Below are 13,485 nucleotides of genomic sequence, written 5' to 3'. Positions count from 1 at the left end.
GTCGAAGGTTCGAATCCTTCACGGCCCACCACTTTTCTGAAAGTGAGATTGCCTGTTAGGCTTTAATTCAGACGTAATACATCGTTACGTAAAACTAGATGGGTCGTTAGCTCAGTTGCTTGTTCAAAACAGACAGTTGGCTTTTGTTCCAATCAAGACATGAGTGTTGATAAAACAAGATAGGTCGTTAGCTCAGTTGCTTGTTCAAAGCAGACAGTTGGCTTTTGTTCCAATCAAGACGTTAGTGTTGATAAAACCAAGATGGGTCGTTAGCTCAGTTGGTAGAGCAGTTGGCTTTTAACCAATTGGTCGAAGGTTCGAATCCTTCACGACCCACCACTTTTCTGAAAGTGAGATTGCCTGTTCGGCTTTGATTCAGTTCCTCCTGTTAGATAGTCCTATGTTTCTTTTCGTTTAATCAAGCCCATCAAATGCTTTAATATTTATATCTCCGTCTTTCTCATTCAGATTAAAACCGTAAATTGTTTTTGCTCATATCAAGTGTTTATCATTCTTTAGATTTAAACTTTTTTGTTTTCCACCTACTTTTGTCTAATAGACCTATTGCTAATGTTGCTTGCTTGTTAAGTGGGTCATATTGCTATGGATGATAAGAATAGGGAGAGAATGATGAAACAAACACAAATTAGTTTAGCTATAGGTTGTTCATTACTGTTATTGAGCAGTACTAGCTACGCAGATACAGAAATGGAGTTTGGTGGCTATGTCAAAGCTGATGTGATGTTCAGCAGTTATAGCAATGGGGCACCTGACTCAGGAAACTTATCTCGTCAATTTTATGTACCAGGTACCATTTATGGTGAAGCTGGTAATGGTAAGGAAGTCGTCGACTTTCAAGCCCGCGAAACGCGTTTTAATTTTAAAACTGTATCAGATTTCGATGGCCATAAATTATCAGGTTTTATCGAACTTGATTTTATGACTCATACTGATGGTAATGAGCGAGTATCAAACAGTTATTCCCCGCGTATTCGACAAGCCTTTGTCAGTTATGACAATTGGACTGTTGGTCAAACATGGACTACCTTCCAAAATCCAGGTGCATTACCTGAAAATTTAGACTTTGTGGGCGCAGCTGATGGTACGCCGTTTGTGCGTCAAGCGATGATCCGCTACACCAATGGCGGCTTTCAAATTGCGGTAGAAAACCCAGAAACAACCGTAAACCAATATGGTACAGCGTCAAGAGTGACCAGTGGTAGCGGTATGGTTCCTGATGTCGTTGCTCGTTATAACTTTAAGTCTGAAGGTGGTTCAGCAATTTCACTTGCTGCAATGGTTCGACAGTTAAATGTAGAGCAAAATGTGGGTACTGAAGCTATTGACTCCACTGAAGTCGGCTACGGCGCAAGTATTGCTGGTGTTATCCCTGTAGGTAACGATGACTTCAAGTTTTCTGTCACTTATGGTGAAGGCCTAGGTCGTTATATGGCGCTTAACTATGCCAATGCTGGTAACTTAGATGCATCAGGTGATATCCAAACTATTAGCTCTTATGGTGGCTTTGCTGCTTACCGTCATTGGTGGAATGATAAATGGCGTAGTAGTTTAACCTTTGCTGCACTAGAAATTGATAACGATACTTCATTATCAAGTGATGGTGTCAATGCGAGTTCATACTCTGGTTATATCAACTTACTCTACTCACCAACAAAACCGTTAACGTTTGGTGTTGAGTATATGTATGCTATGAACGAAAAAGAAAGTGGTGTAGATGGCGATTTAAGCCGAGTGTTATTCTCTGCTAAATACGTTCTATAAAAATATTTTTCTTAAATACAAAAAAGGGTTAATTCAATGAATTAACCCTTTTCATTGTCTGCGAAATGCGCTCAACGCAGCTTAGTTGTAATCATTGGTGATTAAGCAACTAATTTATTGTCGCGAACGTATTTATCATATTCTGTGTAACCGCCAACATGAACTTCATCAACGAAGATTTGCGGTACTGTTTCAACTGGCTTACCAACGGTTTTTTCTAAGTCTGCTTTAGAAATGCCTTCAGCGTGAATATCGACATATTTGAATTTAAAATCGTCACGTTGCGCAGTTAATTTTTCTGATAATTCAACAGCACGAACACAATATGGGCAGCCTGGACGGCCAAAAATAACAACAAACATAGTGACTCCTTTTTTTGATTTGACGATTTATACCATAAGTTTTATCGAATTGATATTGTATAAGCGCAGCGACTAAAAACTACTATCCGTGATCGTTTTATAACGGCCTTTATAGTCAAAAAACTTTTCGACTAAATCCCATTTATGTTTCTGTTTTTTCAAAAGTAATAAGTCCGGCTTTTTAAAGTGCTCACTATGGGCGATTAAATCGGCGGGCTTTTTATATTGTGGGTGCTTCATGCCGGGAGTTCGACAATGAGGAGAGATAAATATAGCAAACAAAGCGCGGCGTTGCGCTGGTGTGTCCATATTAAAGTATTCTTTAAAGTCATTCGATTCAATATCAAAGTATTGCACCACAAGCTTGCCATTTTCTTCGATAAGCTGCATCTCTTGGCATTTAAACAAATGATGATGTTGAGACGACAATACCTGCTTTAAACGCTTGTCAGGATCAATGAGGGTAGATTGACAGATATGACAAATGCGCGCCGCGATATCATTTTCAGCGCCACAATCAGGGCAAGCTTTAGAACGAAATCTAAAGTCACACTGTTGAATGTTTGATGACGAGTCCTCTATTAGCCCCTGACAGCGTCTACCAAAGTGTTCAACAATATCACCGTCATTATCCACCAAGCCCCAAAAAGTATTGGCAAATTGGCATACAGGGCAATGCACTTGCACTGGCACAGATTTACTATTGGGTTTTACTTGACCCACTTCAGGAAAATATAAGTCATAACCGTTAGCGGCATAATCAATGACTAAGCAATCTTGTTTATCAGGCGCTAAGCGTAAACCTCGGCCAATCATTTGTTGAAATAAGCTTACTGATGCTGTGGGCCTTAAAATAACAATTAAATCGACATGAGGGGCGTCAAAGCCGGTGGTTAATACAGCAACATTGACGATGAATTTAATTTTCTGTTGTTTGAACTGACTAATAATTTCGTCGCGTTCTGCATGTGGTGTATCTGCTGTAATGAGTGCAGCATCGTCATTTAATAATTTAAGTACTTCTTTTGCATGACGAACTGTCGCCGCAAAAATTAATACGCCTTTACGAGAGTCTGCTAATTGTTGTACTTGTTTTATGATGGCAGTGGTTGCGCGGCCTTGATGGTTGAGTAAATCATCAACTTCCTTTTGCGGAAATTCACCTGTATTACTTGGCTCTAACTGACTAAAGTCATATTGGGCACTTAGTCCATCAAATATTTTGGGTGCGGTTAAGTAGCCTTTTTTTATGAGCGGCCGCATAGGTAATTCAAAAATGCACTTTTCAAATACTGGCTTGTCAGCATTGCCTATTTTTCCATGGTAATGATGTCGATATATCCAACCTAAACCCAATCGATAGGGCGTGGCAGTTAGCCCTAACAGTTTTATTTGTGGATTAATCTTTTTGAGGTGAGTTAATAACTGTTGGTATTGGCTATCTTTATCATTACTGACTCGGTGACATTCATCAATTATTACCAATGAGAATGATTGGCAGAATTGCTCGGGCTTTCGCGCTGCTGATTGCACACTGGCGACCACGGTTTTACCATGGGCTTTTTTTTGCTTTAAACCCGCAGAATAAATATTGGCATCTTCAGTGAGTAAACCCACTTTTTCTGCATTTTGTGCCACGAGTTCTTTCACATGGGTCAAAACTAAAACGTTACCACGGGCAATTCGAGCTAGTTCAGCTATCACAATACTTTTGCCTGCTCCTGTAGGAAGTACCAGCACAGCAGAGTCATTAGATTGCTTAAAATGGGTTATAGCAGCGTTAACAGAGTCTTGTTGGTAATCGCGAAGTGAAATGGTTGCAGACATAAGTGAGTATGAAATGGCTTATTATTTAATATTGATCATGCAGGGTACTGTAGCATGAATACAAGCTAGCGCGGCGCAGTCTATTCAATAAAAGTCGCTGAATACATATCGTTTCAGCATGAGTTGATAGAGTTTTAAGCCAGAATAAATATAAAAAAGCCCCCTCAGTGAGGGGGCAACGAGAATCTGGTTAGGAGTTCTCAGGTTGGTAAGAGGGTGGGGAGTACTTAATAACCTCTTATTTTAAACTGCTGTTATTGAGTTTTGTTTAAACGAGACTCTATCAAGGTATCAATCACCGCTGGATCTGCAAGGGTAGAAGAATCGCCTAAGTTGGTTACTTCATTTGCGGCAATTTTACGTAAGAAGCGGCGCATGATTTTACCTGAACGTGTTTTAGGTAAACCGCCAGCCCATTGAATTAAATCTGGGGTGGCTAGTGCGCCAATCTCTTTACGCACCCATTGACGTAGCCCTTGACGTAACTCTTCAGTTTCTTCAACGCCGTTAATTAAGGTTACATAGGCATAAATGCCTTGGCCTTTAATATCATGGGGGTAACCTACAACTGCGGCTTCAGCGACAAGATCGTGTGATACAAGCGCGCTTTCAACTTCAGCAGTACCGAGGCGGTGGCCCGATACGTTAATTACGTCATCAACACGGCCAGTGATCCAGTAATAACCATCCTCATCACGACGAGCGCCGTCACCAGTAAAGTACATACCTCTAAAGGTTTTAAAGTAAGTGAGAGCAAAACGATCATGGTCGCCAAATACGGTGCGCATTTGTCCCGGCCAAGAGTCAAGAATAACAAGGTTGCCATCTACAGCGCCTTCAAGAATATTACCCATGTTATCAACTAATGCCGGCTGAACCCCAAAAAATGGACGCGTAGCAGAGCCCGGTTTTGCATCTGTGGCGCCAGGTAATGGGCTAATCAAAATACCACCGGTTTCAGTCTGCCACCATGTATCCACAATTGGGCAGGATTCATGGCCAATCACTTCATGGTACCAGCGCCAAGCTTCAGGGTTAATGGGTTCACCCACCGAGCCCATTACCCGTAATGAGCTACCATCAAAACCATCAAACTGTTCTTTACCTTCTGCCATTAAAGCGCGAATTAACGTTGGTGCAGTATATAAAATATTAACTTTATGACGGTCGACCATTTCACCAAGACGAGCTGGATTTGGAGAGTTTGGTACTCCCTCATGAATAAGGATAGTTGCGCCATTGGCTAATGGACCATATACCATGTAGGAGTGACCGGTGATCCAACCCACATCAGCAGTACACCAATATACTTCACCTTCTTTGTAATCAAAAACATACTCGTGAGTCATTGAGGCGTAAACCATATAACCACCAGTGGTATGCAACACACCTTTTGGGTTACCGGTTGAGCCTGAAGTGTATAAAAGAAATAGCGGGTCTTCAGCGCCCATTTCTTCAGCTTGGCAATGCTCTGATGCCGTTGCAACGACATCGCTCCACCATATATCTCGGCCTTCAACCCAGTCGATATCACCACCAGTTCGATTAAGTACAATGACTTTTTCGACACAATCTACATCTGGGTTATTAAGCGCTTCATCAATGCTACGTTTAAGCGGAATTTTACGGCCACCACGCACGCCTTCATCAGCGGTGATCAAGACTTTTGATTTGCCATCAATTACGCGTGATGCAATTGAATCAGGTGAGAAACCGCCAAATACCACCGAATGGATCGCGCCAATGCGGGCACAAGCAAGCATAGCAACTGCCGCTTCAGGCACCATAGGCATATAAATTGTGACTACATCACCTTTACAAACCCCTTGGCTACGTAGAGCATTGGCAAATTTACACACATCAGTATGCAGTTCACGATAAGTGATTTTACGCTGTTCATTGGCATCGTCACCTTCCCAGATGATCGCTACGCGGTCGCCATTATCTTCTAAATGGCGATCTAAACAGTTTGAAGATGCGTTCAATGTGCCATCATAAAACCACTCAATAGACAGGTTATGATCATCAAAAGAGGTTTGTTTAATTTTGGTATAAGGCTTGATCCAATCGATGCGCTTACCGTGTTCTCTCCAAAAACCTTCAGGATTAACCACAGATTCTTGGTACATTTTTTTATACTTATCATTATCGACCAGTGCATTTTTAGCGAAATCGGCTGGTACTTTGTAGAGAGACTGCGAGCTCATATGGCTTCCCTTTGTCAAAATTTGCGTTATGAAAGTATCCTCTGCATGATGATGTTAACTCCATTAGACCTTGGTCTAGTTTTAAAATATCCTTAATATTTAGCTTGTTGCGCGTGTTAACATCTCATGCAAATAACGCAAAATTATTGCATAATTAATAAGCGAATATAATAAAAAGAGAAAGCTATGAATTTAACCTTAGTCGTTGCTGTGATTGCAATTTGCTATGTGTCATTACTGTTTATACTGGCCTGGGGCGCTGAACGTTGGTTTAGTAAAATCACTAATAAAGTTCAAGTATGGATATACGGCTTAAGTCTAGCTGTTTACTGTTCTTCATGGAGCTTCCTTGGCACAGTAGGTCAATCAGCGAACGATTTATGGTCTTTCTTGCCGATTTATCTTGGCCCAATCTTAATTTTTACCCTGGGTTTTGGGGTATTACGCAAAATGGTTTTAGTCTCTAAAGCGCAAAATATAACCTCGGTAGCCGATTTTATTGCCGCGCGCTATGGAAAATCCCAAGCCCTTGCTGCCATAGTGACCCTAATAGCACTATGCGGCATCATGCCCTATATTGCGCTGCAACTTAAAGCCATGGTATTTAGCCTTAATTTATTTCAACCTGATAATTTACCTTTAAATGGCGTCAGTATCCCTTTGGTGATTACTTTCATTTTGGCTATATTTGCGATTTTATTTGGCACTCGTAAATTGGATGCCACCGAACATAATCCTGGGATGATGGTAGCGATCGCTTTTGAGTCACTGATTAAATTAGTCGCCTTTTTGATTGTCGGTGTGGTGATTACTTATGGTTTTTTTGATGGTTTTGATGATATCTGGCAACAAGCGAAAGACAAAGAACTCATCAACCATGGCACTTTAAATATCGCTTCAATTTTACCGGAAATGCTGGTGGGGATTGCCGCCTTTATGTGTATGCCAAGGCAATTTCATGTGATGGTAGTTGAGTGTGCAGAAGAAGGGGTGTTAAAAAAAGCCCGCTGGATCTTTCCCTTGTATTTGGCCATGTTTGGCTTATTTGTGGCGCCATTAGCCCTTGCTGGTAAATTATTACTTGGTGATACCGTGGCGGCAGACACTTATGTGATTAACCTGCCTTTAGCATTAGATCAGCCTGTTCTCGCCGTTATTGCCTTATTAGGCACGCTTTCAGCAGCGACGGGTATGGTGATTGTTGCTGTTGTGACCATTAGTGTCATGATCAGTAACGAATGGTTAGTTCCAGTTATGCTACGTACTGGTAAAATCACTGGCACTAATTTCAATCAATTTGCGCGTTTTTTATTAAATGCGCGCCGTTTAGCCATCATCATTATTTTGGCCTTGGGTTATTTTAGTTACTTAATATTTGGTAGTAATGAATCGTTATCTCACCTTGGGCAGCTATCATTCGGTGCTTTTGCGCAGCTAGCACCCGCACTCATAGGTGGCTTGTATTGGAAGTATGGTAACCGTGCTGGGGTGTTTTTAGGTTTAGCAGTAGGCTTTTCATTGTGGTGTTATATTTTATTTGAGCGCAGCGTAGGCTTAGTGGGCGATACTGGGATCTTAGCGTCTATTAGCCCGGAAGTGGATGACACTTTAGTGGCGCTATTAGCCAATATTGCCTTTTATATTTTAGGCTCGTTGTGGTTTCGAGCTGGGGTAGCTGAGCGCATTCAAGCCAGCCATTTTATTAATCCAGGCATTATTAAAAAGGACAGTAACCGAAAACATGGGGCGATATCTCAACAAGATTTATTAATTCTTGCCAGTCGTTTTGTTAGTCCAACCCGCGCTTATGAAAGCTTTAGTCAATACTCGCCAGCTGCGGTAAGAAGTGATTCTTGGCATAAAGTGGCTGATGAAGCGTTAATCTCACACACAGAGCATATGCTTGCAGGTGTGCTAGGAGCATCGAGCGCCTCACTGGTGATGGACTCGGTGTTACAAGGTCGCGATTTAGCCCTTGATGAAGTCTTTAGTTTAGTGGATGAAGCGTCAACCAAGGTGATGTTAAGCCAAGACATGTTACGCGGCGCCATTGAACATGCTTATGAAGGCATGAGTGTGGTGGACAAAGATTTAAACTTGGTCGCATGGAATTATAAATATGCCGAGCTATATGATTATCCTGACGGTTTTTTAAAGCAAGGCATGCCAATTAGTGAAGTGGTACGTTTTAACGCTGGCAGAGGCTATTGTGGAGAGGGTGAAATTGATGCTCAAGTAGAAATGCGAGTGCAGCATATGCGCGCGGGCACAGAGCATACCTCAGAGCGACAACGCCGAGACGGTAAAGTGATAAAAATTCAAGGTAATCCAATGCCAGATGGCGGCTTTGTGATGACCTTTACCGATATCACCCAATACCGTGAGCAAGAGAAAGCCTTACTAGAAGCCAATGAAACCCTTGAAAGTCGAGTAAAAGAACGTACCTATGAACTGGCAATGCTTAACAGCGAACTACTAGAAGCAAAAGCCCAAGAAGAAATGGCTAATGCGTCAAAAAGTCGTTTTCTTGCGGCCGTTGGGCATGATCTTATGCAGCCGCTTAATGCTGCAAGATTGTTTACTGCTTCACTAGCGCAATACCCGAATCTTGATTTAGAAGGGCAAACCACTTTATCCCATATCAACAACTCCTTGCGAACAGCGGGGGAGTTATTAACTGATTTATTGGATATATCAAAGCTTGATTCAGGCATGGTGGAGGTTAACCGCCGAGATTTTGCTATTGCTGACTTACTCACAGGTCTTGCTGTTGAGTTTGAGGCTATGTCAAAAGACACTCAAATTCGCTTCAATATGATCCCCTGTAATGCCACTGTCAACTCAGACTTATCCTTACTGAGGCGTATATTACAAAACTTTTTAACCAATGCTTACCGCTATGCTAGAGGCGGTAAAGTGCTGTTGGGTTGTCGCCGCCGAGGAAAGTATCTCGAAATTCAGGTGTTAGATACAGGTTGTGGCATTGATGAGCATGAAACAGAAGAGATATTTAAAGAGTTTAAACGCTTAAATCATCCCAGTAGCCAAAATGTCAGCGGCTTAGGCTTAGGGCTCGCTATTGCTGATCGAATAAGCAAGGTGTTAGATCATCACATTCAGGTTTCATCAAAGCTTGGTCAAGGTTCAGTGTTCTCAATTATCGTGCCTTTAGGCGAAACCATCAGTGAAAAATCAGCTAAACCAGTGCCAAGCTTAACTCAGCCATTAGCTGGGGTAAAAGTGCTTTGTATTGATAATGAAGAGGCGATATTGGCAGGGCTTGAAAGCTTATTAACTCGCTGGAAGTGCGAGGTGATTTGTGCAACCGATTTAGCTGATGCTCGTATTAAACTTGGCCTTAAAGGGGTTGCTCCTGATATCGTTTTAGCTGATTACCATTTAGATAACAATCAAAATGGCGTCGATGCTATGGATGGTATTCGTTCGCGCTACGGTGAGCATTTACCCGGGATCTTGATAACGGCTAATACGAATAAGGATTTGGTTGAGGATGTACAAAAGCGTGGTTATCACTATATGGCCAAAATGATTAAACCAGCGGCATTACGGGCGTTAATATCAAGTTTAGTGAAGTAGGCCGATGCAGTGTTAATAAATGAAATAGAGAGCGCTAACAGCAAAAGGATGAGCAATGATAACTGTCTATGGCGATGAAAAATCAGGTAACTGTTACAAAATAAAGCTCACTTTGGCGCTACTTAAAATTGATTATCAATGGTTTGACATAGATATCATGGCCGGTGGCACCCAAACCAAGGCTTTTTTAGCTAAAAACCCAAACGGTAAGTTACCGGTTATTGAGCTAGATGATGGTCGAGTGTTAGCCGAGTCTAATGCCATCATTGGTTATTTGGCTGCTGGGTCGGCGTTAATTCCTGGCGATGAATTTAATAAAGCCTTAATGTATCAATGGCTGTTCTTTGAGCAATACAGCCACGAACCTTGTATTGCTGTAGCAAGGTTTATTAAGCTTTACCAAGGTATGCCAGTAGAGCGACAAGCTGAGTTTGAACGTCTGCAAATTCAGGGGGATAAGGTGTTAAAGTTACTTGATAACCAGTTAGTTGGGCAGGCATTTATGATCGGCGAACAGTTTAGCCTTGCTGATATTGCGCTTTATGCATACACCCATGTAGCCCATGAGGGTGGCTTTGATTTATCGCTTTATCCCAATATTCAACAATGGTTAGCTAATATTGAGTCACAAGCGGGTTTTGTCTCCATGCTCGATTAATCAATCGCGATCTTATATCTGACCAGCTAAATCATTGTCAACATTACCCATTACCCATTACCCATTACCCATCACTTAAGCGCGTAGCAGCAAATCGGTTGAGCAACGCGTGCATGATGTAACACAGTAATAAGGTCGCAACTATGGCAACCAAAATACTACTAATGCGGTAAAGTGCGCTATATATCAGATCGCTACCCGGGGTAAGGTATTGGCCGAATAAAATGCCCAGCGTGGTCATCGCTCCAAAACCAACGCCTGCGCCGACTTTTTCTTTAACATGAACTTGGCTAAATAGCATTAATCCGAACCATAAAACCGGCACTACTAAGATAAGCAGCCCCGACCAATCATAGAGAAACAACTGGGCTAACACACCGAATGTCACTCCAAGAAAGGTACCTATCGCACGTTTAAGGGCATAATTTAATACCCCAGTAAAATGCATCGGATAAAGTAATAAAATTGTGGCAGCTTGCGCCGACATAGAGTCTTGCAGATTAAATATCTGGAACACGATAAAAGATGCTGTGGCGATAGTTGCCCCCAGTAATACTTCATGTCGCATTCGATTTACTGATTTTGCTGGTGGTTTTTGCAATTTTCTGGGTTCAACATCAGGGATTAACGAGACCATGATATAGGCGATAATGATTGCCAGTATTGTGGCGCCCAGATTAGCGCCGATTAGACTGTTTAAATCGGTATCAGGGTAACTGGCAAAATTAAGCATGATGCTCAGATTAAGTAAACTATTGGCACCATAAAGAAAAAAACTACCGCGGGTCATGGCGGTAAAAAAGCCAACAAACACCCCAAAAATAATCAGGGTCATTAAGACTGGATGGCCACCAAATAAACCACCGATAACGCCTACCACTAATCCAGCTGTGACAGAAGACGCCAACACCTGCCGTGCAACATGGGCGGTAAGCATAGGTGCTAGCCCAAGTAATACCATAGGGGTCACAGTGAAAAACACCCCATTACTAAAGCCGAACAGTTTGCACAAAGTAAAGCCAATCGTGCCACCAGTGGCAATACGTAGACATTGACGTAAATCATTGGCTGTCATGGGATTAAATCTTAGTAACATGATTGTTGCCTTGTGTCGCTGTAATATATTTAAAATAGCGCATCTATCAAATGTATGATGTTAATAGATATAGTGCAGCATACTGATGGCTTTAATCTGCCCATGAGCTAATAAGTTCAGCAAACTATTTTCTGGCATTATCTGCACCGTCGCCCGTGCCCCCGTTGGCAATGTTCTCATGACTTCGTCATTATCTAATTGTAAATGCAATCTCATTCTTTGGGCGTCACGGACCCAGCGATCAGATTGTTGCGGAGTCGCTAAACTGCCATTGGCATCGAACTGTCCGGCGCTAACCCCAGCATCAATACTGCTGACGTGGGCGCGATATAAACGGCCTGGTTCACCGTCAAACGCAACAAGGGCTTTAGATGAAATTGAGACATCTCGTAATGCCTTTTCTCTAAAATCAGCAATAATATCCACATCATCAGAAACAAGAGCCAGTAGTGGCTGGCCAATGGCCGCAAAGCCGCCGACCATGATTTGCAAGTTAGTAACTGTGCCGTCTTGATCCGCATGAACTTGGGTATAAGACAGGTTTAATTTGGCTTGGGCTAAGCGATTTTCGGCCTGACGTACTTTTAAGTTATTGTTACCGTAAACACCGCGGCTCACTTCTAATTGCTTTAAACGGGCTTGGGTTGCCAGCAAATTTGCTTCAGCCGCAGCGGCATCGCTGTCAGCTTGATCGCGTTGCTGTTGGGATACGCCATTAGTTTTGTACAGTGCATCAAGACGCTTTGCTTCGCTGCGCTTTTGTTGTGATGTGGTTTGGCTGGCATTGACATCAGCTTGCGCCGCTAACAAAGAGGCATCTAGCTCAGCGTTATCTTGCTGGACTTGCTCTAAAGCCAACTGCGCTTCATCTACCGCTAACTTATACGGTCTAGGATCTACTTCAAACAGTAATTCACCCTTGCTAACAACTTGGTTATTAGTGACAGCAATAGTTTTAATGCGGCCATTAACTTGTGGGGTAACCTTAGTCACAACCCGAGTTGCCATAGCCTGCGGCGTTAATGGCATAGTCGCATCAGCAAACATAAAGTAACCAAATACTAGCATAAAGCCTGCTAAGGCAATTTTTGTTAGCCGCGAAAATTGTTGATCTGGTGTCATATTTGTATTCACTTACTTGTCTGTCATTTTAGCTAATTTGGTTAACGCATTATTACCAATCAGATTAATTACTCTTTCAAACTCAGTAAGTTCTTCAGCATTTATGCCTAAGAGCAATTGGCTACGGATATTGATAATTGTTACTTCGACTTTCGTTATTAAATCTAGTCCAGCAGGAGTCAAATTGACAAGTCTGGCGCGTTTATCATGGGGGCAACAGTGGCGTTCAATGAGCCCTTGCTGTTCTAATTGGGCTAAGGTGCGCATTAAAGAGGCCAGTTCAATTTCTAAGGCATTGGCTAATACTTTTTGACTGAGGTTGTCGCCTAATCGCCACAGTTTCCATAAGGCTGTCCAGCGTGGGTAAGTTAACTCTAAAGGGGCAAGTTCAATGTCAACAGCGGTGCGCCATAAGCGATGCAGACGCCCCAATTGTTCTGCCAGTGATAGCTCTTTCATATGGTCGAATTCTTTTTGCATCATGGTTCCCATTTACTTAGCGTGCTAACTATTATACTTGGTTAGCACGCTAAGTAAATTGATTTTTTATCGCAGTGATTGCCCTAGTGTTATATATAACGCTAAGGCAATGATAGAAAAGAGAATAAATTTCAAACAAATAGATGTATCATTTTATGTTAATACTTAAGTCGTAATAGTCAGCAACAAGAATGGATAATTCAATAGGTAAAAGTTGAAATCTAAACACCAATGAAAAAGAATTAAAAGTATTTAGCAAGGATATCCAAGACTAGGTTGAGACTGTAACTAATTTTGTGTAACTGCTTATCAACACGTACTCTATAGAGAGTCAAGGATAGGCAGATACTCATG

The 13,485-nt window shown here is 41.9% G+C and carries 9 protein-coding genes and 1 tRNA gene; 4 read left to right on the top strand and 6 right to left on the bottom strand.

What is annotated here, in order from left to right:
- Positions 1 to 263 precede the first annotated feature (263 nt).
- Both Q4533_RS19255 and Q4533_RS19250 read left to right on the top strand, forming a co-directional pair.
- Positions 264 to 339: transfer RNA gene (locus Q4533_RS19255), tRNA-Lys, on the top strand.
- Between the two features lie 291 nt (positions 340 to 630).
- A complete protein-coding gene (locus Q4533_RS19250; RefSeq protein ID WP_102436557.1) occupies positions 631 to 1,782 on the top strand; it encodes a DcaP family trimeric outer membrane transporter in 1,152 nt (383 codons plus the stop codon).
- Positions 1,783 to 1,883: 101 nt separating this feature from the next.
- Here the strand turns inward: Q4533_RS19250 and Q4533_RS19245 are convergent, their stop codons facing one another.
- From Q4533_RS19245 to acs, 3 genes are all read right to left on the bottom strand, one after another.
- Positions 1,884 to 2,144, bottom strand: coding sequence for a GrxA family glutaredoxin (locus Q4533_RS19245; RefSeq protein ID WP_076536809.1), 261 nt, complete (start codon positions 2,142 to 2,144; stop codon positions 1,884 to 1,886).
- Positions 2,145 to 2,216: 72 nt separating this feature from the next.
- Positions 2,217 to 3,971, bottom strand: coding sequence for a DEAD/DEAH box helicase (locus Q4533_RS19240; protein WP_102476140.1), 1,755 nt, complete (start codon positions 3,969 to 3,971; stop codon positions 2,217 to 2,219).
- A gap of 254 nt (positions 3,972 to 4,225) precedes the next feature.
- Complete coding sequence (gene acs, locus Q4533_RS19235; protein WP_102436553.1) at positions 4,226 to 6,178, bottom strand: acetate--CoA ligase; 1,953 nt, start codon at positions 6,176 to 6,178, stop codon at positions 4,226 to 4,228.
- Between the two features lie 186 nt (positions 6,179 to 6,364).
- On the opposite strand from acs, the gene Q4533_RS19230 reads away from it, so the two are divergent.
- Positions 6,365 to 9,775, top strand: a complete 3,411-nt coding sequence (locus Q4533_RS19230) for a PAS domain-containing hybrid sensor histidine kinase/response regulator (protein WP_303503845.1) — start codon at positions 6,365 to 6,367, stop codon at positions 9,773 to 9,775.
- Positions 9,776 to 9,833: 58 nt separating this feature from the next.
- The gene (locus tag Q4533_RS19225) at positions 9,834 to 10,433 is read left to right on the top strand and encodes a glutathione S-transferase family protein (RefSeq protein WP_303503847.1); all 600 of its coding nucleotides are present in this window, start codon (positions 9,834 to 9,836) and stop codon (positions 10,431 to 10,433) included.
- A 64-nt stretch (positions 10,434 to 10,497) separates the two neighbouring features.
- Here Q4533_RS19225 and Q4533_RS19220 read toward each other — a convergent pair whose 3' ends face one another.
- From Q4533_RS19220 to slyA, 3 genes are read right to left on the bottom strand one after another with little or no spacing between them, the layout of a single operon-like run.
- Positions 10,498 to 11,529, bottom strand: a complete 1,032-nt coding sequence (locus Q4533_RS19220) for a DUF2955 domain-containing protein (RefSeq protein WP_303503843.1) — start codon at positions 11,527 to 11,529, stop codon at positions 10,498 to 10,500.
- A 60-nt stretch (positions 11,530 to 11,589) separates the two neighbouring features.
- Entirely contained in the window at positions 11,590 to 12,651 is a 1,062-nt protein-coding gene (locus Q4533_RS19215; RefSeq protein ID WP_017059068.1) for an HlyD family secretion protein, read from the bottom strand.
- 12 nt (positions 12,652 to 12,663) lie between these two features.
- Entirely contained in the window at positions 12,664 to 13,131 is a 468-nt protein-coding gene (gene slyA, locus Q4533_RS19210; protein WP_017059069.1) for a transcriptional regulator SlyA, read from the bottom strand.
- Between the last annotated feature and the right edge of the window lie 354 nt (positions 13,132 to 13,485).

It is taken from the genome of Shewanella sp. 6_MG-2023 (assembly GCF_030547195.1).
Classification (GTDB): Bacteria; Pseudomonadota; Gammaproteobacteria; order Enterobacterales; family Shewanellaceae; genus Shewanella.
The sequence above is the reverse complement of the archived record's forward strand: the minus strand, read 5'-3'. Positions and strand labels throughout refer to the sequence as shown.